Source organism: Pseudomonas sp. SA233 (genome assembly GCF_054792385.1).
This window is the reverse complement of the sequence record NZ_CP096449.1, coordinates 1050706-1076139: the sequence shown is the minus strand read 5'-3', so window position 1 is coordinate 1076139 and position 25434 is coordinate 1050706. Positions and strand designations below refer to the sequence as shown.

The 25434-nt window shown below is 63.6% G+C and carries 27 protein-coding genes; 11 read left to right on the top strand and 16 right to left on the bottom strand.

Translation table 11 applies throughout. The annotated features are described in order from the left end of the window. Positions 1–23: 23 nt before the first annotated feature. The 5 genes from M1D87_RS05010 to M1D87_RS04990 are packed head-to-tail and all read right to left on the bottom strand — an operon-like array spanning position 24 to position 3071. Positions 24–326 (bottom strand): STAS domain-containing protein, encoded by a 303-nt coding sequence (locus tag M1D87_RS05010; protein ID WP_123085228.1) that lies wholly within the window; start codon positions 324–326, stop codon positions 24–26. Further along, a complete protein-coding gene (locus tag M1D87_RS05005) occupies positions 323–970 on the bottom strand; it encodes an MlaC/ttg2D family ABC transporter substrate-binding protein (protein ID WP_024086340.1) in 648 nt (215 codons plus the stop codon). The genes M1D87_RS05010 and M1D87_RS05005 overlap by 4 nt, the downstream gene beginning before the upstream one ends. 9 nt (positions 971–979) lie before the next feature. Next, positions 980–1465 carry an outer membrane lipid asymmetry maintenance protein MlaD gene (gene mlaD / locus M1D87_RS05000; protein WP_003257921.1) on the bottom strand — a complete coding sequence of 162 codons (486 nt, stop codon included), beginning with the start codon at positions 1463–1465 and terminating at the stop codon, positions 980–982. Then, positions 1465–2262, bottom strand: coding sequence for a lipid asymmetry maintenance ABC transporter permease subunit MlaE (gene mlaE, locus M1D87_RS04995; protein WP_013971083.1), 798 nt, complete (start codon positions 2260–2262; stop codon positions 1465–1467). Before mlaE ends, mlaD begins: the two co-directional genes overlap by 1 nt. Then, positions 2262–3071, bottom strand: coding sequence for an ATP-binding cassette domain-containing protein (locus M1D87_RS04990; protein ID WP_012270662.1), 810 nt, complete (start codon positions 3069–3071; stop codon positions 2262–2264). The genes mlaE and M1D87_RS04990 overlap by 1 nt, the downstream gene beginning before the upstream one ends. A gap of 248 nt (positions 3072–3319) precedes the next feature. Here M1D87_RS04990 and M1D87_RS04985 point away from each other — a divergent pair, with 248 nt between their 5' ends. The 10 genes from M1D87_RS04985 (at position 3320) to M1D87_RS04940 (ending at position 10332) form a co-directional block, all read left to right on the top strand. Beyond that, the gene (locus M1D87_RS04985; RefSeq protein WP_003257920.1) at positions 3320–4294 is read left to right on the top strand and encodes a KpsF/GutQ family sugar-phosphate isomerase; all 975 of its coding nucleotides are present in this window, start codon (positions 3320–3322) and stop codon (positions 4292–4294) included. Positions 4295–4306: 12 nt separating this feature from the next. After that, positions 4307–4831, top strand: a complete 525-nt coding sequence (locus M1D87_RS04980) for a KdsC family phosphatase (RefSeq protein ID WP_039612746.1) — start codon at positions 4307–4309, stop codon at positions 4829–4831. An 8-nt stretch (positions 4832–4839) separates the two neighbouring features. Further along, entirely contained in the window at positions 4840–5412 is a 573-nt protein-coding gene (gene lptC / locus M1D87_RS04975) for an LPS export ABC transporter periplasmic protein LptC (RefSeq protein ID WP_003257918.1), read from the top strand. Continuing rightward, a complete protein-coding gene (lptA, locus tag M1D87_RS04970; protein WP_015269063.1) occupies positions 5399–5923 on the top strand; it encodes a lipopolysaccharide transport periplasmic protein LptA in 525 nt (174 codons plus the stop codon). Before lptC ends, lptA begins: the two co-directional genes overlap by 14 nt. Beyond that, positions 5924–6649 carry an LPS export ABC transporter ATP-binding protein gene (lptB, locus tag M1D87_RS04965; RefSeq protein ID WP_003257916.1) on the top strand — a complete coding sequence of 242 codons (726 nt, stop codon included), beginning with the start codon at positions 5924–5926 and terminating at the stop codon, positions 6647–6649. Between the two features lie 175 nt (positions 6650–6824). Then, complete coding sequence (locus tag M1D87_RS04960; RefSeq protein WP_015269061.1) at positions 6825–8318, top strand: RNA polymerase factor sigma-54; 1494 nt, start codon at positions 6825–6827, stop codon at positions 8316–8318. Positions 8319–8397: 79 nt separating this feature from the next. After that, positions 8398–8706 (top strand): ribosome hibernation-promoting factor, HPF/YfiA family, encoded by a 309-nt coding sequence (hpf, locus tag M1D87_RS04955; protein WP_003255135.1) that lies wholly within the window; start codon positions 8398–8400, stop codon positions 8704–8706. Between the two features lie 12 nt (positions 8707–8718). Then, entirely contained in the window at positions 8719–9183 is a 465-nt protein-coding gene (gene ptsN, locus M1D87_RS04950) for a PTS IIA-like nitrogen regulatory protein PtsN (protein WP_015269060.1), read from the top strand. Positions 9184–9185: 2 nt separating this feature from the next. After that, complete coding sequence (gene rapZ / locus M1D87_RS04945) at positions 9186–10040, top strand: RNase adapter RapZ (RefSeq protein WP_013971076.1); 855 nt, start codon at positions 9186–9188, stop codon at positions 10038–10040. A gap of 19 nt (positions 10041–10059) precedes the next feature. Beyond that, positions 10060–10332, top strand: coding sequence for an HPr family phosphocarrier protein (locus tag M1D87_RS04940; protein WP_023660775.1), 273 nt, complete (start codon positions 10060–10062; stop codon positions 10330–10332). 350 nt (positions 10333–10682) lie between these two features. Here the strand turns inward: M1D87_RS04940 and M1D87_RS04935 are convergent, their stop codons facing one another. The 4 genes from M1D87_RS04935 to pmbA form a co-directional block, all read right to left on the bottom strand. Further along, entirely contained in the window at positions 10683–11294 is a 612-nt protein-coding gene (locus tag M1D87_RS04935) for a superoxide dismutase (protein ID WP_123085227.1), read from the bottom strand. A gap of 75 nt (positions 11295–11369) precedes the next feature. Beyond that, positions 11370–12746: a class II fumarate hydratase gene (locus M1D87_RS04930; RefSeq protein WP_123085226.1), complete on the bottom strand. Its 1377-nt coding sequence runs from the start codon at positions 12744–12746 to the stop codon at positions 11370–11372. Then, a complete protein-coding gene (locus M1D87_RS04925) occupies positions 12739–13140 on the bottom strand; it encodes a hypothetical protein (protein WP_025337819.1) in 402 nt (133 codons plus the stop codon). The genes M1D87_RS04930 and M1D87_RS04925 overlap by 8 nt, the downstream gene beginning before the upstream one ends. Positions 13141–13381: 241 nt before the next feature. Further along, complete coding sequence (pmbA, locus tag M1D87_RS04920; RefSeq protein WP_123085225.1) at positions 13382–14728, bottom strand: metalloprotease PmbA; 1347 nt, start codon at positions 14726–14728, stop codon at positions 13382–13384. Positions 14729–14836: 108 nt separating this feature from the next. Between pmbA and yjgA the strand changes: the two genes are divergently transcribed. Then, on the top strand, positions 14837–15358 hold the full coding sequence (yjgA, locus tag M1D87_RS04915; RefSeq protein WP_003255152.1) for a ribosome biogenesis factor YjgA: 522 nt from the start codon (positions 14837–14839) through the stop codon (positions 15356–15358). A 118-nt stretch (positions 15359–15476) separates the two neighbouring features. On the opposite strand, the gene tldD is transcribed toward yjgA, so the two are convergent. The 7 genes from tldD to mreC all read right to left on the bottom strand — a co-directional run bounded on the left by tldD (position 15477) and on the right by mreC (position 25344). Next, positions 15477–16916, bottom strand: a complete 1440-nt coding sequence (gene tldD, locus M1D87_RS04910; RefSeq protein ID WP_024086333.1) for a metalloprotease TldD — start codon at positions 16914–16916, stop codon at positions 15477–15479. Between the two features lie 2 nt (positions 16917–16918). Then, positions 16919–17770 (bottom strand): carbon-nitrogen hydrolase family protein, encoded by an 852-nt coding sequence (locus tag M1D87_RS04905; RefSeq protein WP_421091782.1) that lies wholly within the window; start codon positions 17768–17770, stop codon positions 16919–16921. A gap of 8 nt (positions 17771–17778) precedes the next feature. Continuing rightward, positions 17779–21612, bottom strand: a complete 3834-nt coding sequence (locus M1D87_RS04900; RefSeq protein WP_123085223.1) for a YhdP family protein — start codon at positions 21610–21612, stop codon at positions 17779–17781. An 82-nt stretch (positions 21613–21694) separates the two neighbouring features. After that, on the bottom strand, positions 21695–23152 hold the full coding sequence (gene rng, locus M1D87_RS04895) for a ribonuclease G (RefSeq protein WP_013971067.1): 1458 nt from the start codon (positions 23150–23152) through the stop codon (positions 21695–21697). Between the two features lie 54 nt (positions 23153–23206). Next, positions 23207–23818 (bottom strand): Maf family protein, encoded by a 612-nt coding sequence (locus M1D87_RS04890; RefSeq protein WP_024086330.1) that lies wholly within the window; start codon positions 23816–23818, stop codon positions 23207–23209. A 33-nt stretch (positions 23819–23851) separates the two neighbouring features. After that, complete coding sequence (gene mreD / locus M1D87_RS04885; RefSeq protein WP_015269051.1) at positions 23852–24340, bottom strand: rod shape-determining protein MreD; 489 nt, start codon at positions 24338–24340, stop codon at positions 23852–23854. Continuing rightward, positions 24340–25344 (bottom strand): rod shape-determining protein MreC, encoded by a 1005-nt coding sequence (gene mreC / locus M1D87_RS04880; RefSeq protein WP_038408759.1) that lies wholly within the window; start codon positions 25342–25344, stop codon positions 24340–24342. The genes mreD and mreC overlap by 1 nt, the downstream gene beginning before the upstream one ends. Positions 25345–25434 lie beyond the last annotated feature (90 nt).

The window sequence follows — 25434 nt, the reverse complement described above, 5'->3', positions numbered from 1 at the left end:
GGGCCATCATCCGTGCCGGGCCATCAGGTTGCCAGCACTTCATCGAGGTCATAGACCTCGGCAATTTCCCGCATGTCGTCTGGCATGCTGCGCACCTGGCAACCCTTGCCTGCGGCCCGGGCATCGCGCATGAAGGCCAGCAGCAACGACAGGCCGACACTGGTGGAACGCTGCACTGCTGAACAATCGAGCACCAGCTGCGCCTCGCAGCAGGCCGCGATCAGCGCCTTGCCCTGCTTGCGCAGGACCGGCCCGCTGCGGTAGTCCAGCACGCCGGCCAGGCGCAGCACGCCCGGCTCGGCCATGCTTACACCGGCCTCACTCATTTGACGGTCTTCTCTGGCGAGTTGTCGGCGGCCTGCTTGGCCTTGGCCACTTCGCCGGCCCAGCCGTCGATGGTCTTGTCCAGGTCGTTGCCATTGCGCTGCATGGCGTCGGCGAACTGGTCGCGGAACAGCTTGCCGATGTTGATGCCGTTGACGATCACGTTACGCACCTTCCACTCGCCGCCGATGTTTTCCAGGGTGTACTGCACCGGATACACGGCACCGTTGTTGCCGGTGACCTTCATACCAACGCTGGCGCGCTTGCCGTCATCAGCCTTGGCCGGGTCGACGGTGATGCCCTGGTTGTTGTACTCGAGCAGGGCATTGCCATAGAACTGCATCAGGCTGCGCTTGAAGTTTTCCTGAAAGCGCTGCATCTGCTCGGGGGTAGCCTTGCGCGAGTACTTGACGGTCATGATGCTTTTGGAAATACCGTCAGCGTCCACCACCGGGCCGAGGATGCGGTTCAGCGCATCATAGAAGGCATTGGGGTTGGACTTGTACTGTTCCTTGTTGGCCTTGAGGTCGCCCAGCAGTTCAGTGGTGGTGCCCTGAACCACATCGTGTGGCGTCTGCGCAGCCACGGTCAGCAGGGGCAAGGCTGCCAGCAGGACCAGCAGGCCACGTCGCAGGATGGAAATCATGGAAACTCCTTAATTAGCTGGTTGCGCTTCTTTCGGTTCCTTGCCAACGGAGTTGAGCAGGAACTTGCCAATCAGATCTTCCAGCACCAGTGCCGACTGGGTGTCGTGGATGGTCCCGCCGTCCTTGAGCACCTGGTCCTCACCGCCCACGCTGATGCCGATGTACTTCTCGCCAAGCAACCCGGCGGTCAGGATCGAGGCAGTGGAGTCGGTCGGCAGGTTGTCCACCGACTTGTCCAGCTGCAGCGTCACCCGACCGGTGTAGGAATCGCGGTCCAGATCGATGGCGGTAACCTTGCCGATGGTCACACCGGCCATGGTCACTTTAGCTCTGACCGTCAAACCGGCGATATTGTCGAAGTAGGCATAAACTTTATAGGTATCGCTGCTCGGGCTGGCCGACAGCCCGCTGACACGCAGGGCGAGCAGCAGCAGCGCCAGGATCCCGGCCAGGAGGAACAGGCCGACACCGATTTCCAGGGTGCGGTTTTGCATCAGAAATCTCCAAACATCAAGGCGGTCAGAATAAAGTCCAGACCCAGCACTGCCAACGAGGCATAGACCACGGTCTTGGTGGTGGCACGGCTGATCCCTTCTGAGGTGGGCTCACAGTCATACCCCTGGAATACGGCGATCCAGGTCGTGACGAAGGCAAATACCAGGCTCTTGATCAGCCCGTTGAGCACGTCGTCGGTGAACGAAACACTGTTCTGCATGTTGGCCCAGAACGAGCCCTCGTAGACGCCCAGCCAGTCCACCGCCACCCACGAGCCACCCCAGATGCCGACCACGCTGAAAATCAGCGCCAGCAACGGCAGCGAGATGAAACCGGCCCACAGGCGTGGCGCGACGATGTACTTGAGCGGGTCGACGCCGATCATTTCAAGGCTCGACAACTGCTCGGTGGACTTCATGTTGCCGATTTCTGCGGTCAGCGCCGAACCGGCACGGCCGGCGAACAGCAACGCCGTCACCACCGGGCCGAGCTCACGCAGCAGGGTCAGGGCGACCATCTGCCCCACCGCCTGCTCCGAGCCGTACTTGGTCAGGATGCTGAAGCCCTGCAGCGCCAGCACCATGCCGATGAACACCCCGGACACAACGATGATCGCCAGCGACAGCACGCCCACCGAGTACAGCTGCTTGGTCAGCAGCTGGAAGCCGCCGCCGATGCCGCCACGGCCGATCAGCGCATGGAACAGGAACAGGCAGGAGCGCCCCAGCACCGCCAATACGTCGATGGCCGAGCGCCCCAGCAGGCGGACGCGTTCGAGTAAGGATTTTCTGCGCATCAACGCGCTCCCAGCAGGTCGGCGCGGTAGTCAGGCGCAGGAAAATGGAAAGGCACCGGGCCGTCCGGGTCGCCCTTCATGAACTGGCGAATGCGCGGGTTATCCGAGCCCATCAGCTCGTCAGGCGTCCCCTGGCCCAGCACCTGGCCATCACCTACGACATAGATGTAGTCGGCGATGCTGGCGGTTTCCGCCAGGTCGTGGGAAACGACGATGCTGGTGATACCCAAGGCATCGTTGAGCAGGCGGATCAGACGCACCAATACACCCATGGCGATCGGGTCCTGGCCGACGAACGGCTCGTCGTACATGAGAATCTGCGGGTCCAGGGCAATCGCACGGGCCAACGCCACACGGCGCTTCATGCCACCGGACAGCTCGTCGGGCATCAGGTCGATGGCACCGCGCAGCCCCACGGCCTGCAGCTTCATAAGCACGATATCGCGGATCATCTCGTCCGACAGCTGGGTGTGCACGCGCAGCGGGAACGCGACGTTCTCGAACACATCGAGATCGGTGAACAGCGCGCCGCTCTGGAACAGCACCCCCATTTGCTTGCGGGCATCGAACAGGTCGCTGCGCGACAACGTCGGCAGGTTCTGCCCGGCAACCCAGACCTCACCGCTGGAGGGGCGCAACTGCGCGCCCATCAGGCGGAGCAACGTGGTCTTGCCGCAACCCGATGGCCCCATGATACCGGTGACCTTGCCGCGCGGGATGCGAATGTCGACGTTGCTGAAAATGCTGCGCGAACCACGTTTGAAGGTAACCCCCTTCAACTCGACCGCGTAGGCGCTATCCACACTCATCTAGACTCCTTGCTGGTGCAGCCTCGTCCTAATGGACGTCGGCCTCCACCTGGAAGGCACAAGCGCCCCTGGCAGGCCGAATAGCGGCGAACTATAGCACCGCTGACAGCGCCGCCCCAAGGTCGGCTAGCGAGTCGTTCAGCCCTGCGACAGGCTGGCGAGACATTCACCACGGCAATCGAAAGCGTGAGGGTTTCTTTCATTGCAGCTATAATCGCCGCCTTTTCATCAGGCATTGCTTTTTCGACATGAGCCAATCCAGCGAGCTGATCCAATCCGCCCAACGCACCCTGCGCCTGGAACTCGAGGCCGTAGAGGCCCTGCTGGCGCGCATCGACGACAATTTCGTCAAGGCCTGCGAACTGATCCTGGCCAGCAAGGGCCGGGTCGTCGTGGTCGGCATGGGCAAGTCCGGGCACATCGGCAACAAGATCGCCGCCACCCTGGCCAGCACCGGCACACCGGCATTTTTCGTGCACCCGGCCGAAGCCAGCCATGGCGACATGGGCATGATCACCCGCGATGATGTCATCCTTGCCCTGTCGAATTCCGGCAGCACTGCCGAAATCGTCACCCTGCTGCCGCTGATCAAGCGCCTGGGCATCAAGCTGATCAGTCTGACCGGCAACCCGGACTCGCCCCTGGCCCAGGCTGCCGAGGTCAACCTCGACGCCCGCGTCGAACAAGAGGCCTGCCCGCTGAACCTGGCCCCTACCTCCTCCACCACCGCATCGCTGGTGCTGGGCGACGCGCTGGCCATTGCCCTGCTCGAAGCCCGCGGCTTCACCGCCGAGGACTTTGCCTTCTCGCACCCGGGTGGTGCACTGGGCCGCCGCCTGCTGCTCAAGGTGGAGAACGTGATGCACGCCGGCGACGAACTGCCCCAGGTGCCCCGCGGCACCCTGCTCAAGGACGCACTCCTTGAAATGTCCCGCAAAGGCCTGGGCATGACCGTGATCGTCGAAGCCGACGGCAAGCTGGCCGGGATCTTCACCGACGGCGACCTGCGCCGCAGCCTGGACCGCAACATCGACGTCCACACCACCCTGATCGATCAAGTCATGACCGTGCACGGCAAGACGGCCCGCGCCGAGATGCTCGCGGCCGAGGCCCTGAAGATCATGGAAGACCACAAGATCGGCGCCCTGGTGGTGGTGGACCGCGAGGACCGCCCCACCGGCGCCCTGAACATGCACGACCTGCTGCGCGCCGGCGTGATGTAAAGGAGCAATGGAATGAACCAGGACCTCATGCAACGCGGCAAAGGCATCAAGCTGGCAGTGTTCGACGTGGACGGCGTGCTCACCGACGGGCGCCTGTACTTCCTCGAGGACGGCAGCGAGTTCAAGACCTTCAACACCCTCGACGGCCAGGGCATCAAGATGCTCATGGCCTCGGGCGTGACCACCGCGATCATCAGCGGGCGCAAGACCCCGGTGGTCGAGCGCCGGGCGAAGAACCTCGGCATCCCGCACCTGTACCAGGGCCGCGAGGACAAACTGGTGGTGCTGGACGGCCTGCTCGCCGAACTGGGCCTGAGCTATGCTCAAGTGGCCTACCTTGGCGACGACCTGCCCGACCTGCCGGTGATCCGCCGGGTCGCACTGGGCATGGCGGTGGCCAACGCCGCGCCGTTCGTTCGCCAGCACGCCCATGGCGTGACCCAGGCACGTGGCGGCGAAGGCGCGGCCCGTGAATTCTGCGAACTGATCATGCAGGCCCAGGGCACCCTGGACGCTGCCAACGCCAACTACCTGTAAGGCTGCCCATGTTCAGCAAGAAAGCCCGCAACATTGCGCTGCTCGCGGTAATCGCCGCCCTGCTGGTGGCGATCGGCTACTGGAATGTCAGCCCGGAAAGCTTCCTCGACAAGCCTGTGGCCCAGGTCGACGAAAGCGCCATCGACTACTACGCAGTCAACGCCCACAGCGTGCAGTTCCTGCCCGACGGCAAGCTGCAGTATGAAATGACCGCTGACAAGGTCGAACACCTGAAAGCCAGCGAAATCACCCTGCTGACCACGCCGGACCTGCACCTGTACCGCGGTACCGAATACCCGTGGCACGTACAGAGCACCCGCGCCGAGGTCAACCCGGACGGCAGCGAAGTCGAACTGATCGACAACGTACGGGTCGCCCGCACCGACGAAAAGCAGCGCGAAATGATCATTACCAGCTCACGCATGACCGTGTTCCCGCAGAAGCAATATGCGCAGACCGAGCAAGCCGTTAGAATCGACGGCGCCGGTGGCACAACTACGGGCAAAGGAATGAAAGCGTATTTGAAAGAAGGCAAGATGGACTTGCTCTCTAACGTAAGAGGACAGTATGAGGCTCGTTAAAACCCTCCCCCTTTTGCTCAGCCTGAGCGCAGCACTGGGAAGCGCGAGCGCCCTCGCCCTGCCGAATGACCGTGACCAGCCTATCCGCATCCAGGCCGACAACGCCCACCTGGACGACAAGCAGGGCGTGGCCACCTACACCGGCGACGTGATCATCACCCAGGGTTCGATGATGATCAAAGGCAACACCGTGACCATCACCCGTTCCGCCTCCGGCGACATCGACGTGGTGACCTCGGTGGGCAACCTGGCCTACTTCGAGCAGCAGCAGAGCGCAGCCAAGCCGGACAAGATGAAAGGCTGGGCGGTGACCATCCAGTACCAGTCGCAGAAGGACATGGTGATCCTCACCGACCGCGCCAAGGTCGAGAACGAAGGCAACACCACCGAAGGCGAGAAGATCGTCTACAACACCCAGACCCAGGTGGCGACCGCCGGTCGTGGTGGCAACGTGACCTCGCCGCGTCAGCGTATCGACATGGTGATCCAGCCCAAGAAGAAGGCCGAGTAAATGGCAACCCTCAAAGCCCAGCACCTGGCCAAGAGCTACAAGGGGCGGCAAGTCGTACGCGACGTCAGCCTGTCTATCGACAGCGGCCAGATCGTCGGCCTGCTCGGCCCCAACGGCGCCGGCAAGACCACCTGCTTCTACATGATCGTCGGCCTGGTCCAGGCCGATCAGGGGCGCGTGCTGATCGACAACCTCGATGTCAGCCACCAGCCCATGCACGGTCGCGCCCGCGCGGGCATCGGCTATCTGCCGCAGGAAGCCTCGATCTTCCGCAAGCTGTCGGTGGCCGACAACATCATGGCCATCCTCGAGACCCGCAAGGACCTCGACCGCGACGGCCGGCGCAAAGAGCTGGAAAGCCTGCTGCAGGAATTCCACATCAGCCACATTCGCGACAACCTCGGCATGAGCCTGTCCGGTGGTGAGCGCCGCCGCGTGGAAATTGCCCGCGCGCTGGCGACCGCACCCAAGTTCATCTTGCTGGACGAACCGTTTGCCGGTGTCGACCCGATTTCGGTCGGCGACATCAAGCAGATCATCCATCACCTCAAGGCCAAGGGCATCGGTGTACTGATCACCGACCACAACGTGCGTGAGACCCTGGATATCTGCGAAACCGCCTATATCGTCAATGATGGCCGGCTGATCGCCGAAGGCGACGCCGAAACCATCCTGGCCAACGACCTGGTCAAAGAAGTTTACCTGGGCCACGAGTTCCGGCTCTGAGCCCGGCACGCGCCTGGAGTACTGGCAAATAGCCCTGGAACCTGGGGTAAAGTGTTACGGTACTCTAGGCAAACGCTACAATTTAAGGCATAAAACTTGCTTGATCTGGCGCCCCGGCGCCCTCGTGTAGTGGATGGCGCATGCGCGCCGGCGAACAAGGTATTAAGCCCCAGCCATGAAACCATCGCTCGTCCTAAAAATGGGCCAGCAACTGACGATGACACCGCAGTTGCAACAGGCCATCCGCCTGCTCCAGCTCTCCACCCTGGACCTCCAACAGGAAATCCAGGAAGCGCTGGAGTCGAACCCGATGCTCGAACGTCAGGAAGACGGCGACGACTTCGACAACAGCGACCCGATGGCGGACAACGCCGAGAACAAGCCGGCCGCTGAAGTCCAGGACAACAGCTTCCAGGAAAGCACGACCAGTGCCGACACCCTGGAAGACGGTGAATGGAGCGAGCGCATCCCCAACGAACTGCCGGTCGACACCGCCTGGGAAGACATCTACCAGACCAGTGCCAGCAGCTTGCCGAGCAACGACGACGACGAGTGGGACTTCACCACCCGCACATCGGCCGGCGAAAGCCTGCAAAGCCACCTGCTGTGGCAACTGAACCTGGCTCCGATGTCCGACACCGACCGCCTGATCGCCGTCACCCTGATCGACAGCATCAACGGCCAGGGCTACCTGGAAGACACCCTCGAGGAGATCTGCGCCGGTTTCGATCCGGAGCTGGATATCGAGCTGGACGAGGTCGAAGCGGTACTGCACCGCATCCAGCAGTTCGAGCCAGCAGGCGTTGCCGCCCGCACCCTTGGCGAATGCCTGTTGCTGCAATTGCGCCAGCTGCCCGCCAGCACCCCGTGGATGGCGGAAGCCAAGCGCCTGGTCACCGACTTCATCGACCTGCTCGGCAGCCGCGACTACAGCCAGCTGATGCGTCGCATGAAAATCAAGGAAGACGAGCTGCGCCAGGTCATCGAGCTGGTACAAAGCCTCAACCCGCGCCCCGGCTCGCAGATCGAGTCCAGCGAGCCTGAGTACGTGGTGCCCGACGTCATCGTACGCAAGGACAGCGACCGCTGGCTGGTGGAGCTGAACCAGGAGGCCATTCCGCGGCTGCGCGTAAACCCGCAGTACGCTGGCTTTGTGCGCCGGGCCGACACCAGTGCCGACAACACCTTCATGCGCAACCAGCTGCAGGAAGCGCGCTGGTTCATCAAGAGCCTGCAAAGCCGCAACGAAACCCTGATGAAGGTGGCCACGCAGATCGTCGAGCATCAACGCGGCTTCCTCGACCACGGCGACGAAGCGATGAAGCCCTTGGTGCTGCATGACATCGCCGAAGCGGTGGGCATGCACGAGTCGACCATTTCGCGGGTAACCACGCAGAAATACATGCACACCCCGCGTGGCATCTACGAACTGAAATACTTTTTCTCCAGCCACGTCAGCACCTCCGAAGGCGGAGAATGCTCGTCTACGGCTATCCGCGCGATCATCAAGAAACTGGTTGCGGCGGAAAATCAGAAAAAGCCATTGAGTGACAGCAAGATCGCTGGTTTACTGGAGGCACAAGGCATCCAGGTAGCCCGTCGCACCGTCGCCAAGTACCGCGAGTCCCTCGGCATCGCACCGTCGAGCGAGCGCAAGCGACTGATGTAGCCCCTGAGATGTGCCACAGCGTTTGTGGGGCAGGTGCAAGACCTGCCTCTTTATGCACGGGCAACAAAGGAGAAGCTGTATGCAAGTCAATATCAGTGGACAGCATGTAGAAGTCACCCAGCCACTGCGCGATTATGTGCTTGAAAAGCTCGCTCGCGTGGAAAGTCACTTCGACAAGATCACCAACGTGCAGGTCATCATGAAAGTCGAGAAGCTGCAGCAGAAGGTCGAGGCGACCTTGCAGATTCCCGGCGGCGAAGTGGTTGCCAACGCCGAACACGAAGACATGTATGCAGCGATCGACGCCTTGGCCGACAAGCTCGACCGCCAACTGAAAAAACACAAGGAAAAACAGCAAAGCCTGCTGCAAGGTGCAGCTGCCCGCTGATCCCCCTCATCCATGATCCGACTTGAAACCATCCTGACCCCCGGCCGTTCCCTCGTGAACGTGCCGGGCGGCAGCAAGAAGCGCGCCCTGGAAAAGGTCGCCACCGTCATCGCCGAACAAGTGCCCGAACTGGAGATGCAAGACGTCTTCGAAAAACTGGTCGCCCGGGAAAAACTCGGTTCGACCGGTTTCGGCAACGGCATCGCCATCCCGCACTGCCGGCTTGAAGGATGTTCCGCTCCGGTCAGCGCCCTGCTGCACCTGGAAGCGCCTATCGACTACGACGCCATCGATGGCGCGCCGGTGGACCTGCTGTTCGTCCTGCTGGTGCCAGAAGCCGCCACCGATGCCCATCTGGAATTGCTGCGCCAGATTGCCAGCATGCTCGATCGCAAGGAGGTCCGTGATCGCCTGCGTGCGGCCACCAGCAGCGAGGCCCTGTTCCAGGTTGTCCTGGACGTACAGAACGAGCACTGAACATGCGCCTGATCATCGTCAGCGGCCGGTCCGGCTCCGGCAAGAGCACCGCCCTCGATGTCCTGGAAGACAACGGTTTCTACTGCATTGACAACCTGCCCGCCGGGCTGCTGCCGCAACTGGCGGAAAATGCGCTGATCAACACCGAGTTGCAGCAACCCAAGGTCGCCGTGTCGATCGACGCGCGCAACTTGCCCAGCCACCTGACGCGTTTCCCCGAGTTGCTCGAAGAAGCCCGCGCCCGGCATATCCAGTGCGACGTGCTGTACCTGGATGCCGACGAAGACGTACTGCTCAAGCGTTTCTCGGAAACCCGCCGACGCCACCCGCTGACCAACGCCAACCGCTCGCTCGCGGAAGCGATCCGGGTAGAAAGCGAATTGCTGGGGCCGATTGCAGACCTGGCCGACCTGAAGATCGACACCACCAGCCTGAACCTGTATCAGCTGCGTGATTCGATCAAGCTGCGCCTGCTCAACCAGCCCGAGCCTGGCACCGCGTTCCTGGTCGAGTCGTTCGGTTTCAAGCGCGGAATGCCGGTCGATGCCGACCTGGTGTTCGATGTGCGCTGCTTGCCCAACCCCTATTGGAAACCCGAGCTGCGTGAGCATTCCGGCCTCGACCAACCGGTAATCGACTACCTGGCCGCACAGCCGGATGTCGAAGAGATGTTCAACGACATTTCCAGCTACCTGCTCAAGTGGCTGCCCCGCTTCGCCGCTAGCAACCGTGCCTACGTCACCATTGCCATTGGCTGCACCGGCGGCCACCACCGCTCGGTGTACATCACCGAACGCCTTGGCCAACTGCTGCAGCAATCCCTGAAAAACGTCCAGGTCCGCCACCGCGACCTCTAGCCCAAGGATCCGCCCCACGATGCCCGCCCGTGAAATCACCATCATCAACAAGCTGGGTCTGCATGCCCGGGCGGCAGCCAAGTTCGTCGGCGTTGCCGGCCGCTTCCCCTGCCAGGTCAGGGTTGGCCGTGCGCCGGACAAGTTGGTGGATGGCAAGAGCATCATGGCGGTGATGATGCTGGCGGCCGGCAAGGGCACCCAGGTGCACCTGCATACCGAAGGCGAGCAGGACGTTGATGCCATGGATGCGCTGGTCGAGCTGATCAACAACTTCTTCGACGAAGGCGAATGAATTGCAAGCGGTACGCTTACCCTGTGGGAGCGGCTTTAGCCGCGAAGAATCCAACGCGGTGCATGGCACCGGCTGCGCCGGTGTTCGCGGCTAAAGCCGCTCCCACAGAGTCCCCGCTAATTCAATGAGTTATGTGCCGCTCCCACAGCGAAACCGGTGAACACCCCATCATCCGGCGCAAACCGATGCACACCCCCAAGCTGGCCAGGCCAGGTCCAACCAGGCGAAGCCGCGCGCCAATAGCAATGCAGTGCCTGCGAGCAACAGCAAAGTCCCAAGCGTCATGCGAAACAGGCGAAACAGGCGCACGCGGCTGACGGACATCATCTGGGAGCGCATACCGGGGAGACTCACTTCAGGGTTTCGAGGTAGCGGCGCTCCACTTCCGCCCAGTCAATGACGTTGTAAAAGGCACCGATGTATTCCGGACGACGGTTCTGGTACTTCAGGTAATAGGCATGCTCCCACACGTCCAGGCCGAGGATTGGCGTGTTGCCGTGCATCAGCGGGCTGTCCTGGTTGCCGCTGCTTTCCACTACCAGCGTTTTCTGCGGGGTCACGCTGAGCCAGGCCCAGCCACTGCCGAAGCGGGTCAGCGCAGCCTTGGTGAAGGCCTCCTTGAAGGCATCGAAGCCGCCCAGTTGGGCGTCGATGGCCTGCGCCAGAGCACCCTGCGGCTCTCCCCCGCCCTGCGGCGACATCACGGTCCAGAACAGGCTGTGGTTGGCGTGCCCGCCGCCATGGTTGGTCACCGCACCACGCAGGTTTTCCGGCAGTTGCCCGACCGCGCCGAGCAGTTTTTCCACCGGCCACTCAGCCCACTCGGTGCCTTCGATGGCGGCGTTGAGGCCAGTGACGTAGGTCTGGTGGTGCTTGGTGTGGTGGATTTCCATGGTCTGCGCGTCGATGTGCGGTTCCAGCGCAGCGTAAGCGTAAGGCAGTGCAGGCAAGGTATGGGGCATATCAGTGAATTCCGTAGGCATGGGTTGGGCGATGACCAACGCGGCCACCGCTGGCGCTTGGGCCGTGACTCAGTGTCAGATACCACCGGCGGTGAGTTTTTCCGGGTCCAGTAGCGCTTCCAGCTGGTCACGCGATAGGTCGGTGTGCTCCAGCGCCACGTCGATGATCGGACGGCCCTGCTTGTAAGCGGTCTTGGCGATTTCAGCGGCCTTGAGGTAGCCGATGATCGGGTTCAGCGCCGTGACCAGAATCGGGTTGCGTGCCAGGGCTTCCTTGAGCTTGCTTTCGTTGACCTTGAAGCTCGCGATGGCCTTGTCGGCCAGCAGGCGGCTAACGTTGGCCATCAGCTCGATGCTCTCCAGCAGGTTGCGGGCGATCACCGGCAGCATCACGTTCAGCTCGAAGTTGCCGGACTGGCCAGCGATGGCGATGGTGGCGTCATTGCCGATCACTTGGGCGGCGACCATGGCGGTGGCCTCTGGAATCACCGGGTTGACCTTGCCCGGCATGATCGAAGAGCCCGGCTGCAGGCCTTGCAGCTCGATTTCGCCCAGCCCGGCCAGCGGGCCAGAGTTCATCCAGCGCAGGTCGTTGGCAATCTTCATGAGCGCCACGGCGGCAGTCTTGAGCTGGCCGGACAGGGCCACTGCGGTGTCCTGCGAGCCGATCAGGGCGAACAGGTTCTGCCCGGGGGTGAACTCGACCTGGGTCAGGCCGCTGAGCTGGCGGGCGAAACCAGCAGCGAATTGCGGGTGGGCGTTGATGCCGGTACCCACGGCCGTGCCGCCCTGGGCCAGGACCTGCAGGCTCGGCAGGGTAGCTTCGATGTGTGCCTTGGCGCCATTGATCTGTGCCGCCCAGCCATCCAGCACCTGGCTCATGCGCACCGGCATGGCGTCCATCAGGTGGGTGCGGCCGGTCTTCACGTACTGATGCACCTGTGCCGACTTGGCCTCGATCACCTGTACCAGATGCGCCAGGGCGGGCAGTAGCTGCTCGTGCAAGGCCAGGGCGGCGCTGACGTGAATCGTGGTCGGGATGATGTCGTTGCTGCTCTGGCCGCAGTTGACGTGGTCGTTGGCGTTGACGGCCTCACCCAGCACGCGGCTGGCCAGAGTCGCGATCACCTCGTTGGCGTTCATATTCGAGCTGGTGCCGGAGCCGGTCTGGAACACATCCACCGGGAAATGCTGGATGAAGTCACCCGCCAGGAGTTGCTCGACTGCCGTTACGATGGCCTGGCCTTGCGCGGTCGACAACTGTTCCAGTTCGACGTTGGCCTTGGCCGCGGCAGCCTTGGCCAGCAGTAGTGCACGAATGAACTGGGCCGGCATGCGCTGGCCGCTGATCGGGAAGTTGTCGACCGCGCGCTGGGTCTGGGCACCGTACAGGGCCTGGGCCGGCACCTGCAGTTCGCCCATGCTGTCACGCTCGATACGGGTATCACTCATCATCAAATCCTTGCATCAGTTCATCGGGAGAAATCGACGGCAGCAGGCGGCAATTGGCCAACTGCAGGGCGTAGGGCTGCCAGCGCTGGTTCTGGGCCTCGCGGTCGAGGTTGCGCAGGTCCAGCAGCGGGCGCCAGGCCTGGTCCAGGCACAGGCAGCGCCAATGCCAGGGCAGCATGCGGTCGCAGGCGGTATCCAGCAGCAGGCGGAAGGAGGTCAGCGCCACCGTCCATGGCGAGGTCTCGGTGCAGCACACCAGGTAACGGCCTTCAGCCAGGTAATGCTCGATCAGGCGCGGTTCGTCGGGCTCCAGCGCACAGCGGATGCGTCGGCTGAGCCAGCGCCAGTTTTCCAGGTAGGGCAGTTCGCGGAGGACCGGTTTCATGAACATCATCGCCGAGTTACTGGTCAATGATATTCATTATTAAGTGATAAATAGAATCACTTCAAGATAGATGATGAAACAAAAAACCCGGCATGGGGGCCGGGTCTGCGGTTTCATTGAAAATTCTGTAGTGCCTGCACCGGCCTCTTCGCGGGTAAACCCGCTCCTACAGATTCTGCATAAGACTGGAGCCTTATGCGATTCCTGTAGGAGCGGGTTTACCCGCGAAGAGGCCGGTACAGGCTATGAATCAGCTACCTGCCACAGTCATCCGCTCGATCAGCACCGACCCGGTGTGAATGTTGCTTCGGGTCTCAAGATCGCTGCCGATCGCGACAATCTGCTGAAACATGTCTTTCATGTTCCCGGCAATGGTCACTTCCTGCACTGCGTGCTGAATCTCGCCATTCTCGACCCAGAATCCTGCCGCGCCACGGGAATAATCCCCCGTCACCATGTTCAGGCCATGCCCCATCAACTCGGTCACCAGCAGCCCGCGGCCCATGCGCCGGATCAGCGCCGCCTGGTCTTCGACACCATGGCTGACGAACAGGTTGTGCACACCACCAGCGTTGGCTGTGCTTGGCAAACCCAGCTTGCGCCCGGAATAGGTACCTAGCAGGTACGACACCAGCTCACCCTTGTCGACGAACGGCTTGGCATAGGTAGCCAGGCCATCGCCGTCGAATGCGGCACTGCCCAGTGCCCGCGGAATGTGCGGACGCTCGTCGAGGGTCAGCCAGGTGGGGAACAGGCGCTGGCCGATGGTCCCCTCCAGGAACGACGACTTGCGGTACAGGTTGCCGCCGGAGATGGCCGACAGGAAGCTGCCGAACAAGCCACCTGCCAGCTCGGCCGAGAACAGCACCGGCACCTCGCAGGTCGGCACCGGACGCGCACCCAGGCGGCTGGCGGCACGCTGGGCAGCGCGCACGCCGATGCTACGCGGGTCGGCCAGCAGGTTGCCCTGGCGGTTCACGTCGTACCAGTAGTCACGCTGCATCTGGCCGTCGCCTTCGGCGATCATCACGCAGCTCAGGCTGTGCCGGGTCGAGGCGTAGCCACCGATGAAACCATGGCTGTTGCCATACACGCGGCAACCCTGGTGGGTATTGAGGGTGGTGCCGTCGGCATTGAGGATGCGCGGGTCGGCGTCGAACGCCGCCGCCTCGCAGGCCAGGGCCATCTCGATGGCCTTCTCTGGCTCGAGGTTCCAGTCGTGATACAGGTCCAGGTCCGGGATCTCGCGGGCCATCAACGCTGCGTCGGCCAGGCCGGAACATTCGTCCTCGGAGGTATGCCTGGCAATCGCCAAGGCCGCGGCGACGGTTTCGCGGATCGCTTCCGGGCCACTGGCCGAGGTGCTGGACGAGCCTTTGCGCTGGCCCACATAGAGGGTGATACCAAAGCCCTGGTCGCGATTGAATTCGACCGTCTCGACCTCTCGCTGACGTACCGTGGTGGACAGGCCCTGCTCCAGCGACACTGCCACTTCGCAGGCGCTGGCCCCCTGGCGGCGCGCCTCGGCGATGATCGCCTCGACCTGCTCCTGCAATGCTGGCAGGTCCTTCGGACCTACGCTCTGGACTGCACTCATGGTTCTCTCCACTCAAATTCTGCGTTCGGCGAGGGTCATTCTACGACCGGGCCGGACAAGCGGCCCCCGACTGGTTATCATGGCGGCGATTTCTAGCGGACTGCCACCATGGTTGATTCAAACGACGACGCCTTCGACGGCGAAAAAAGCAAAACCCAGATCAAGCGCGAGCTGCATGCGCTGGTCGAACTCGGCGAGCGCCTTACCACGCTCAAGGCCGATACCCTGGCTCGCCTGCCGTTGACCGACGAGCTGCGCAAGGCCCTGGCCGAAGCCAGCAAGCACACCGCTCACGGTGCCCGCAAACGCCACATGTCGTTTGTCGGCAAGCTGATGCGCGTGCAGGATCTGGATGCCATCCACGCCCTGCTCGAACAGATGGACAGCTCGACCCGCCAGTACAACGAGCGCTTCCACAGCCTGGAGCGCTGGCGCGACCGGTTGATCGACGGTAATGACGAAGACCTCGAACGCTTCGTCAACGAATACCCCGACACCGACCGCCAGCAGCTGCGCTCGCTGGTACGCCATGCCCAGCACGAGAAGGCCCGGAACAAGCCGCCTGCCGCCGCGCGCAAGGTGTTCAAGTACATCCGCGATCTCGACGAGCTGCAGCGCGGATTGCGCTGATCGCCCTGGGGCCGCTTTGCGGCCCATTCGCAGCACAAGGCTGCTCCTACAGAAATACGCGATCCCTGTAGGAGCAGCCTTGTGCTGCGAATGGACCGCAAAGCGGTCCCTGAAGCCATCACGCCCCTGTACCGCCTACGGTGATCGCATCCAGCTTCAAGGTCGGCTGCCCGACGCCCACCGGCACCGACTGCCCGTCCTTGCCGCAAGTCCCTACCCCGCTGTCCAGCGCCAAGTCGTTACCGACCATCGACACCCGGCTCATCGCCTCCGGGCCGTTGCCGATCAGGGTCGCCCCCTTCACCGGCGCGGTAATCTTGCCGTCTTCGATCAGGTAGGCCTCACTGGTCGAGAACACGAACTTGCCGCTGGTAATGTCCACCTGGCCACCGCCGAGGTTGGCGCAGTAGATACCCTTCTTCACCGAAGCGATGATTTCCTGCGGGTCGCTTTCGCCCGCACGCATGTAGGTGTTGGTCATGCGCGGCATCGGCAGGTGCGCGTAGGATTCGCGGCGGCCGTTGCCGGTCACCGCCATGCCCATCAGGCGCGCGTTCAGCTTGTCCTGCATGTAGCCCTTGAGCACACCGTTCTCGATCAATGTGGTGCACTCGGTCGGGGTGCCTTCGTCATCCACGCTCAGCGAGCCACGGCGGCCTTCGAGGGTGCCGTCGTCGACAATGGTGCACAGGCTCGACGCCACTTTCTCGCCAATGCGGCCGCTGAACGCCGAACTGCCCTTGCGGTTGAAGTCACCTTCCAGGCCATGGCCGACAGCCTCGTGCAGCAGCACGCCCGACCAGCCCGAACCCAGCACCACCGGCAGGGTACCAGCCGGTGCCGGGATCGCCTCCAGGTTCACCAGGGCCTGGCGCAGCGCTTCGCGGGCATAGCCCATGACCCGCTCTTCGGTGAAGAAGCGGTAGTCGGTACGCCCGCCACCGCCCTGCCCGCCACGCTCGCGGCGGCCGTTCTGCTCGACGATTACGCTGACGTTGAAGCGCACCAGCGGGCGCACGTCGGCGGCCAGGCTGCCATCGGCCGCAGCGATCAGGATGCGTTCCCATACCCCGGCCATGCTCACACTGACCTGCTGGATACGCGGGTCCAGCGCGCGGGTGGCGGCGTCGACACGCTTGAGCAGCTCGACCTTCTCGGCACGGCTGAGCACATCCAGCGGGTTGTCCGCCGGATAAAGGGCAGTCACGTCCTGGCTGCGGAAGGCCTGCACCTTGCCGTTCTGCCCGGCACGGGAGATCGAACGGGCGGCACGGGCGGCCGAGGTCAGCGCTTCGAGGTTGATTGCGTTGCTGTAGGCAAAGCCGGTCTTTTCACCGGACTGGGCACGCACGCCCACGCCCTGGTCGAGGTTGAAACTGCCCTCTTTGACGATGCCGTCTTCCAGCGCCCAGGTTTCCGAGATCTGGCCCTGGAAATACAGGTCGGCGGCGTCGATGCCGGGGCCGGCCAACTCACCCAGCACGCTCTGCAGGCTGTCCAGGGTCAAGCCGCCTGGGGCCAGGAGCTGCTCGCTGACGGTGGATAACATCTGGCTCATAGTCACTCCGAGGTGTGCGCAGGCCGCAACGCGCCCTGCGAGAAAAAGCGCCGGTGCGATACCACCGGCATGCGCGCCCGGATGGACGCTTGTTCGTCAATGTCGCGTTCGGCGAGCAATACTGCTTCACCTTGCGCCTGTTCAGCGACGATGCGCCCCCAGGGGTCGACGATCGCCGCATGGCCATGGGTTTCCCGTGGCCCCGGGTGGGTGCCGCCCTGTGCAGCAGCCAGCAGGTAGCACTGGGTCTCGATGGCCCGGGCGCGCACCAGCACTTCCCAGTGCGCCGCGCCCGTTACCGCAGTGAAGGCGGCTGGCGCAGTGATAAGTTCCGCGCCGGCGGCGCGTAGTGCGCTGTACAGTTCGGGGAAGCGCAGGTCGTAGCACACGCTTAGCCCCAGCCGCCCTACTGGCGTATCGGCCACCACTACCTGGGCGCCGTGGGCATAGTCGTCGGACTCGCGGTAACGGCCACGATTGTCGGCAACGTCCACATCAAACAGGTGCAGCTTGTCATAGCGTGCCGCTACCTCACCGTGTTCGTCGATCAGCAGCGAGCAGGCATGGGCCTTGGCTTCAGGTTGGCCGACCGGTGGCAATGGCAAGGTACCGGCGACAATCCATAACTTGAGGTCGCGGGCGGTGCGTTTCAACCATGGCAGGATCGGCCCTTCGCCCAACGCTTCGGCGCGGCCGATGGCAGCGGCGTCCTTGCGGCCCATGGCAGCGAAGTTTTCCGGCAGCACCACCAGCCGTGCGCCGCCAGAGGCGGCCTGCTCCAACAGGGCACCGGCGCGCTGCAGGTTGGCCAGCACATCGTCCTGGCTGACCATCTGGATTACCGCTGCCTTCATGGGCACTCCTAGCGGGATTTCTCGAAAGGTTTCACAAATGTGATTCTAGGCTCTTTCACCGGACCTTCGACACGGTAGTGCACGCTGGCGAAGCGTGACACCCGGTCACCGATCAGCCGGTCCACCAGGAATAGCGCCCCGCCCACGGCTGGCGCGCCGACAATCAGGGCTGCCAGCGGCAGGTTGTTGGTCACTGGCAGACTTACCTGCAGGTTGGCATCGACCCGGTCGCGCACCAGATCCAAGGTGCCGTCCAGCTCGAAGTTGCTCGACGGGCCAGTCACGGCGATTGGCTCGCGCGTCACATAGACACCGTCACTGGCTACCAGCAAGCCTTTGACACGGTCGTAGGCCAGGCCCTTGTCGAACAGGTCGGAGAAGTCCAGGCGCAAGCGCCGGCCGATGGAGTTGAAGTTCAGCAGGCCGAACACCCGCAGCGCCTGGGCACTGCCCTCGACCTCAACGAACTGGCCGGTGCGCAGGGCTGCGTCCATGCTGCCGGAGAAGCGCTTGAGGCTCACCGAGGCCGGCGAACCCGGCCAGCGGCCATCCACATCCAGGCGGAAGTCGCGGCTGGTCACGGTCGGTGCAAAACCCCAGGCCTTGAGCACATCCGCCAGGTTCTTGCCGTCCAGGCGCCCTTTGTACCAACTGCCGGTTTTTCCCGGTTCGCCTTCCCAGCCACCGCCACCATCGATACGCAGGCCTTTGAAGTCGAGGTCTATATCGCTGGCGGTCACGCCACGCGCGGTCGGCCGCAGCTTGAGCGACGCACTGCCGTACAGGTCGTCACCGCGATAGAGCTTGTCAATGCTCAGGTCCAGCGCCGGAACCTTGCGCGGGTCGAACGAAGCCAGCGGGTCCGGGCCCTCCTCGGCCTGTGCCTCTGCCTGCTTTTCCGCCGCGCTGGCGGCGGGCAGGCGCAAGGTCTGCATGCGCACCACCATTGGCGCGCCCTTGGCATCCGGCACCCGGGCGTTGCCGATGACTTCCTTGCTATCGAGGCGCAAATCCCAGGCGGGGCCGCCACGGGCCAGGCGCACCACGGCCTGGTTCAGGTCCAGGCCAAAGGCTTTCAGCTGGCCGATGCTCAGGTCTACGCCTTGCAGGTTCTGCCTCGCGCTACCGCCCGGGTCATCGCCGGCCAGGCGCGCCGCCTGTTCCTGCCAGGGCCCCAGGTCCAGCGTCTCCAGGTGCCCGCGCACTCGCAGGCCCTGGCCGGCAGGTACCTGGGCGTCACCGGTGCCCAGCAGCAACTCGCCACGGCCCTGCCCCAGCTTCTCGGCCGGCGCGGCGTAGGCAAAGCGGGCAAGGTCGGTGTAGGCGACATCGAAGCGCCGCTCCGGCCCCTGCAGGGTCATGCTGAAACGGGTGTCACGGGTATCGGACGCTGCCTTGCCAAAGGGTGCTGGCAGGTCGATGGCCAGGCCCTTCAGGCTGGAATTGACGCTCAGGCGGTTGTCTCGGCTACCCAGGCTGACCTGCAACTGGTACGGCAGGTCGCCGGAAGCCGGCAAGGCCTGGTTGAACTGCAGCCAGTCGGTCAGTGCCTTGAGCGACACCTGGCCGCTGGCGTTGACGCGTGTCTGCATCTGCCCGGGCTGGCCTTCGGCGGTGATTTGCGCCGTCACCGGCTTGCCGAAGGCCTGCAGGCTGATGCCCTTGCCGCTCAGGCCCTTGTCCAAATCGAAACTGAAGTCACCCTTCAGGCGGCTCAACTCCAGGCTCGGCGGCGCCACCTTCAGCCGGGCATCGTCGGTGGCAAAGTCCACCTGCACTTTCGGCCGCTGCCCGCGGGCCAGCGGAATGTCGAGCTTGACCTTGCCCTTGAGCGGCCCCTCGCCCTCCCAGCCGGCAAATATCTCGCCAGTGCCGATTGGCGCCTCCTTGAGGATCTTCAGGCCATCGCCCAGGCTCCCGTCGAAGTCACCATCGAGGTACAGGTGGCTTTGCTGCCCCTCGTCGACATGCGGGATATCGACGCTCACATTACTGACCTTGGTGTCGAGGAGTACGCCACGCTGGGCCTTGATGCGCACACCACTGTCCTCGATGAACACATCGCCATCCACGTGCTGCACCTGCGGCCAGCCCGGCTGGAAGTCCAAGGCTGCATCACGCACCTTGAAGAACAGGCTGATGCTGCGGGCTTCCGGCGCGACACCATGGTTCAGCGAGCCTTGGTACTGGAAGTAGCCTTCGTCCACCGTGCCTTTGACGATCGCACTGCGCAGCCATTCGTCGAGTGCCGGGCTGAGCACCTCGGGCAGGTACTTGGCGGTGTAGCGGCCATCGCCTTCGGTCAGGCCGACGCGCAGGTCCATGTAGTCTTCACGGCCTTCTTCGAACAACAGGCGAATGAGGAAGTCACCGGCGATCTTGCCCTCCTCGCCCAGTACCTTGAGGTAAGGCGCGGCCAGGGTGAAACCCTCCTTGTCCAGGGCCCAGGTCAGGCGCGCATTGGCCTTCTGATAATGCCAGGGTTTGGCGAAGATCGGGTACAGGTGCAGCATGAACGCATCGGTATCAAGGCGTAGTTCGCCATGACCAAGGTCTCCGCTGATGCTGCCGCTGACGTTACCGGCTGCCGGGGCATTGTGATAGGCATCGAAACCGACCTTCTCCAGGTTGGCTTCGAACTGCAGGCGCTGGTCACCCTCAGCCTTGGGCCGGGCTATCAGACGCACATTGCGCAACGCGCCGGTCACATTCAGGCCATCGACCACAGCCATGACCTTGTCCGGCAGTGGCGCCAGGGCATCGACGAGCGGTGTCAACGGCGTGAGGTCGAGGCGGTCGGCCTGCACGTTCCAGCTTTCCGCGGCAGCGTCCTCGCCTGGACGCTGCTGCAATTGCAGGTGCGACTCCCAACGGGTCTTGCCGACGTCCATGGCCAGGGAGTCGACTACCACATCGAAGCCTTGTTCCTGGCGCTGGAACCAGGCACCCAGGGCCAGGTTGTTCAGCCTGGCCGCCTTGCGCCCGGCATAGGCACCGTGCAGCTCCGGTGCATTGAGGCGTACAACGGCCTGCTGCAACTGCCCCTTGCTCCAGTCGACCCAGAACTCGCCGCCCGCCCGCAGGGCGTCGGCATGCCACTGGCCCAGCAGGCGTGGTGGCAGCCAACGCGCCCAGTCACTCTGTGGCAGGCTCAGGTAGGCTTCAACCTGGCCGTCGCGCCAGGCGCTGGGCGTGGCACGACTGCGCAGGTTCAGCGAAAGCGGTTGGCCATCGGGCAGGGTCGCGCGCAGGTCCAGGGCATGGCGCGAAGCTCCGGCCTGCAGGCCAACGCTCACATAAGTGAGGGTCAACGGGTCACGCTGCCAGGGGTGCAGGGTGACCTGACTGTCGAACACATCGATGCGGCCCAACTGGCGCAGGCGCTGCAACAACTCGGCAGGGTCAAGCGGCGCATCGTCCTTCTTCGGCAGGCCTTCGAGGCTCCAGGCGCCCTGCTCGTTCTCGCGCAGGATCAGTTGCAGCCCGCCCAACTGAATGCGTGCCAGGCGTACCTCGCGGGCGGTGAGGCTGGCCCAGACATCGGGTACCACCTTGACGTCGTCAAGGCGCAGGGCCGTGGCCCCCTCGCCCAGTTGCAGGTCGCGCACCCGCAGCACCGGTGCCAGGCCGCTCCAGCGGCCTTCCAGGGTACCAACGTGCACGGGCAGGCCCAAAGCCTGCTCGGCCTTGCTTTCCGCATCGGCGCGATACTCGGCCACCAACGGCACCAGTTCGCGGCCGAGGCTGACATACAGTGCCACCAGTACCGCCAGCAGGGCGCAAACGCCCAGCCCCCAGCGGGTCAAGGCGACAAGAACGCGGGTCAGACGTCCCATGGCCATTGCCCTCCAGGTCGTTTATCCATGATGGCCCGTAGCCCCGGATTTTCCAGCCCGGGCCACCTGCGGCGCGTTTCAGAAGGCCTCAGAGCAGCACCACATCGTATTGTTCCTGCGAATACATCGACTCCACCTGGAAACGAATGGTTCGGCCGATAAAGGCCTCCAGCTCCGCGACGTTACCGGATTCTTCATCCAGCAACCGATCGACCACCTTCTGGTTGGCGAGCACGCGGTAGCCTTCGGCCTGATATGCACGGGCCTCGCGCAGGATCTCGCGGAAGATTTCGTAACAGATGGTCTCGGGGGTTTTCAGCTTGCCACGGCCCTGACAGGCCAGGCAGGGCTCGCACAGCACCTGTTCCAGGCTTTCGCGTGTGCGCTTGCGGGTCATCTGCACCAGGCCCAGCTCGGTGATGCCGATGATGTTGGTCTTGGCGTGATCGCGCTCCAACTGCTTTTCCAGCGTGCGCAGCACCTGGCGCTGGTGCTCCTCGTCTTCCATGTCGATGAAGTCGATGATGATGATGCCGCCGATATTGCGCAGGCGCAGTTGCCGGGCGATGGCGGTGGCGGCCTCGAGGTTGGTCTTGAAGATGGTCTCTTCAAGGTTGCGATGGCCGACGAAGGCGCCGGTGTTCACATCGATCGTGGTCATCGCTTCAGCCGGGTCGACCACCAGGTAGCCACCGGACTTCAGCGGCACCTTGCGCTCCAGTGCACGCTGGATCTCGTCCTCGACGCCATACAGGTCGAAAATCGGCCGTTCGCCCGGGTAGTGTTCGAGGCGGTCGGCGATTTCCGGCATAAGTTCGCCAACGAACTGCGTGGTCTTCTGGAAGGTTTCCCGCGAGTCGATGCGGATCTTCTCGATCTTCGGGTTGACCAGGTCACGCAAGGTACGCAGGGCCAGGCCCAGGTCCTCGTAGATGACCGTGGGCGCACCGCAGGTCTTGATCTGGGTGCCGATCTGCTCCCACAGGCGGCGCAGGTAGCGAATGTCCTGCAGGATCTCTTCAGCGCGTGCGCCTTCGGCGGCGGTACGCAGGATGAAGCCACCGGCGTCCTTGATGTTCTCGCTTTCCATGCAGTCGCTGACTACCTGCTTGAGGCGCTCGCGCTCGGCTTCGTCTTCGATCTTCAGGGAAATGCCGACATGGCTGCTGCGCGGCATGTATACCAGGTAGCGCGACGGGATCGACAGCTGGGTGGTCAGGCGCGCGCCCTTGGTGCCGATCGGGTCCTTGGTCACCTGCACCACCAGGGCCTGTCCCTCGTGCACCAGAGCGGTGATGTTCTCTACCGCCGAGCCTTCGCGCTGGGATATTTCCGAGGCATGGATGAATGCCGCGCGCTCCAGGCCGATGTCGACGAAGGCCGCCTGCATGCCCGGCAGCACACGCACCACCTTGCCTTTGTAGATATTGCCGACGATGCCCCGGCGCTGGGTGCGCTCGACATGCACTTCCTGCAGCACCCCGTTTTCCACCACCGCCACGCGCGACTCCATCGGGGTGATGTTGATCAGGATCTCTTCACTCATGGCAGGCTCTCGTCAAAGGTCTTGGATAATGATGGATGGCGTATGCAGTGCTGGCTACCGCTGGTTTGTTACCTCTGGCGTATGCGCGGGCGATTGCCAGCAGGCAATGCCGAATTGGCCAAGCAGTTCGGCCGTTTCACTGAGGGGCAAGCCGACCACCGCCGAGTAGCTGCCGGAAAGGCCGGTGACGAACACCGCCCCCAAGCCCTGGATGGCATAGCCGCCGGCCTTGTCCGCGGGCTCGCCGCTGGCCCAGTAGCGTTGCGCTTCCTCGGCGCTGATCGCACGGAAGCGCACCTTGCTGGTGACGCACAGGCTGTGCACGCGCTGGCCATCGCTCAGGGCGACCGCGGTCAATACCTGGTGCTCGCGGCCCGAAAGGTCGGCCAGCATGGCCAGGGCATCTTCGCGGTTTTCCGGTTTGCCGAGAATACGACCATCGAGCACCACGGCAGTGTCTGCGCCCAGCACCACAGCCGGACCTTCGAGGCAGGCCAGGCCGGCGGCAGCCTTGGCCCGGGCCAGGCGCTCGACGTAGGCCGGTGCGCTTTCATCGGGCAGTGGGGTTTCATCGATGGGGGCACTGACGACACTGAACGGCACACCGATCTGGGTCAGCAGTTCACGACGACGGGGCGAGCCGGAGGCCAGGTATAGCGGGTTCATGCAGACATCTCCCTGTCAGTCGCGGCGGCGCCGTCAGTTGATATGCAAGCGTCGGCGCAGGTCGCGCAGGGCGAAACTGATCCACGGCCAGAGCAAGGCACTGATCACCGCCGACCAGACCAGCGCCAGGGTGGGCAGCCGGTTGCCGGTCAGCGCGCTGAGCCACAGCTGGATCAGTTGGGCAATGCCGAAGATCACCAGGATCACGAGGCTCTGCTGCCACATGGGGAACATGCGCAGGCGCTGCTGCAACGACAGCACCAGGAAGGTGATGAGGGTGAGGATCAGCGCGTTCTGCCCCAGCAGGGTGCCGTACAGCACATCCTCGGCCAGGCCCAGCACGAACGCGGTGGTCATGCCGACCTTGTTCGGTACGGCGAGGGTCCAGAACGACACCAGCAAGGCCAGCCACATGGGCCGGAACACTTCCATGAACTGCGGCATGGGCGAGACGCTGAGCAGCAGGCCGATGGCGAAAGTCAGCCAGATGACCCAGCCGTTGTTGCGGCGTGATGCAGCCATCATTGCCTCCGGGTGTGAGCGGGTGCGGCAGGCGCGGCAGCCGGCGTGGCAGGTGCCGCCGCCGGAGCTGCAGGCTGTGCAGCCGGGGCTGTCGGGGCCGCTGATGTAGCCGGCGCGGCAGGGGCGCTGCCAGCTGGTGCGCCCTGCTCACCCGTCGTGGCCGGCAGGCCTGCGGCCGAGGTGCCCTTGCGGTCAGCCTCTTCCTGGGCAATGGCGGCATCGGTGGCGCGCTGTTCCGGGCTGCGCCGGTCGCTGAACACCAGCAGCATGTAGCGGCTGCGGTTGAGCGCGGCGGTGGGGATGGCACGAACGATGGCGAACGGCTGGCCGGAATCGTGGATCACTTCGTTGACCGTGGCCACCGGGTAGCCGGCCGGGAAGCGTTGCCCCATGCCGGAACTGACCAGCAGGTCGCCTTCCTTGATGTCGGCGGTATCGGCCACATGGCGCAGCTCCAGGCGTTCCGGGTTGCCGGTGCCGCTGGCGATGGCGCGCAGGCCGTTGCGGTTGACCTGCACCGGGATGCTGTGGGTGGTATCTGTAAGCAACAGTACCCGCGAGGTGTAGGGCATCAGCTCGACCACCTGGCCCATGAGGCCACGGGCATCGAGCACCGGCTGGCCGAGGAACACGCCATCACGTTCGCCCTTGTTGATCAGGATGCGGTGGGTGAACGGGTTGGGATCGACACCGATCAGCTCCGCCACTTCGACCTTTTCGTTGACCAGCGCCGAAGAGTTAAGCAACTCGCGCAGGCGCACGTTCTGCTCGGTCAGGGCCGCCAGTTTCTGCAGGCGCCCCTGCAGCAGCAGGGCTTCGGTCTTGAGCTTTTCGTTTTCGGCGATCAGTTCGGTGCGGCTGCCGAACTGGCCGGCCACACCTTGCCACGCACGCTGCGGCAGGTCGGTGATCCAGTACGACTCCATGAGTACCAGGCCCATCTGGCTGCGCACTGGTTTGAGCACGTCGAAGCGCGCGTCGACAACCATCAACGCGACCGACATCACCACCAGGACGAGCAGGCGAACGCCCAGCGAAGGGCCCTTGGAGAAAAGCGGTTTAATGGGCCGTTCCTCGTGGACGACTCAGGAGGT

Coding starts and splice junctions, on each gene's coding strand:
- M1D87_RS05010 (WP_123085228.1), bottom strand. CDS start 326: ATGAGTGAGGCCGGTGTAAGCATGGCCGAGCCGGGCGTGCTGCGCCTG.
- M1D87_RS05005 (WP_024086340.1), bottom strand. CDS start 970: ATGATTTCCATCCTGCGACGTGGCCTGCTGGTCCTGCTGGCAGCCTTG.
- mlaD (WP_003257921.1), bottom strand. CDS start 1,465: ATGCAAAACCGCACCCTGGAAATCGGTGTCGGCCTGTTCCTCCTGGCC.
- mlaE (WP_013971083.1), bottom strand. CDS start 2,262: ATGCGCAGAAAATCCTTACTCGAACGCGTCCGCCTGCTGGGGCGCTCG.
- M1D87_RS04990 (WP_012270662.1), bottom strand. CDS start 3,071: ATGAGTGTGGATAGCGCCTACGCGGTCGAGTTGAAGGGGGTTACCTTC.
- M1D87_RS04985 (WP_003257920.1), top strand. CDS start 3,320: ATGAGCCAATCCAGCGAGCTGATCCAATCCGCCCAACGCACCCTGCGC.
- M1D87_RS04980 (WP_039612746.1), top strand. CDS start 4,307: ATGAACCAGGACCTCATGCAACGCGGCAAAGGCATCAAGCTGGCAGTG.
- lptC (WP_003257918.1), top strand. CDS start 4,840: ATGTTCAGCAAGAAAGCCCGCAACATTGCGCTGCTCGCGGTAATCGCC.
- lptA (WP_015269063.1), top strand. CDS start 5,399: ATGAGGCTCGTTAAAACCCTCCCCCTTTTGCTCAGCCTGAGCGCAGCA.
- lptB (WP_003257916.1), top strand. CDS start 5,924: ATGGCAACCCTCAAAGCCCAGCACCTGGCCAAGAGCTACAAGGGGCGG.
- M1D87_RS04960 (WP_015269061.1), top strand. CDS start 6,825: ATGAAACCATCGCTCGTCCTAAAAATGGGCCAGCAACTGACGATGACA.
- hpf (WP_003255135.1), top strand. CDS start 8,398: ATGCAAGTCAATATCAGTGGACAGCATGTAGAAGTCACCCAGCCACTG.
- ptsN (WP_015269060.1), top strand. CDS start 8,719: ATGATCCGACTTGAAACCATCCTGACCCCCGGCCGTTCCCTCGTGAAC.
- rapZ (WP_013971076.1), top strand. CDS start 9,186: ATGCGCCTGATCATCGTCAGCGGCCGGTCCGGCTCCGGCAAGAGCACC.
- M1D87_RS04940 (WP_023660775.1), top strand. CDS start 10,060: ATGCCCGCCCGTGAAATCACCATCATCAACAAGCTGGGTCTGCATGCC.
- M1D87_RS04935 (WP_123085227.1), bottom strand. CDS start 11,294: ATGCCCCATACCTTGCCTGCACTGCCTTACGCTTACGCTGCGCTGGAA.
- M1D87_RS04930 (WP_123085226.1), bottom strand. CDS start 12,746: ATGAGTGATACCCGTATCGAGCGTGACAGCATGGGCGAACTGCAGGTG.
- M1D87_RS04925 (WP_025337819.1), bottom strand. CDS start 13,140: ATGATGTTCATGAAACCGGTCCTCCGCGAACTGCCCTACCTGGAAAAC.
- pmbA (WP_123085225.1), bottom strand. CDS start 14,728: ATGAGTGCAGTCCAGAGCGTAGGTCCGAAGGACCTGCCAGCATTGCAG.
- yjgA (WP_003255152.1), top strand. CDS start 14,837: ATGGTTGATTCAAACGACGACGCCTTCGACGGCGAAAAAAGCAAAACC.
- tldD (WP_024086333.1), bottom strand. CDS start 16,916: ATGAGCCAGATGTTATCCACCGTCAGCGAGCAGCTCCTGGCCCCAGGC.
- M1D87_RS04905 (WP_421091782.1), bottom strand. CDS start 17,770: ATGAAGGCAGCGGTAATCCAGATGGTCAGCCAGGACGATGTGCTGGCC.
- M1D87_RS04900 (WP_123085223.1), bottom strand. CDS start 21,612: ATGGCCATGGGACGTCTGACCCGCGTTCTTGTCGCCTTGACCCGCTGG.
- rng (WP_013971067.1), bottom strand. CDS start 23,152: ATGAGTGAAGAGATCCTGATCAACATCACCCCGATGGAGTCGCGCGTG.
- M1D87_RS04890 (WP_024086330.1), bottom strand. CDS start 23,818: ATGAACCCGCTATACCTGGCCTCCGGCTCGCCCCGTCGTCGTGAACTG.
- mreD (WP_015269051.1), bottom strand. CDS start 24,340: ATGGCTGCATCACGCCGCAACAACGGCTGGGTCATCTGGCTGACTTTC.
- mreC (WP_038408759.1), bottom strand. CDS start 25,344: ATGTCGGTCGCGTTGATGGTTGTCGACGCGCGCTTCGACGTGCTCAAA.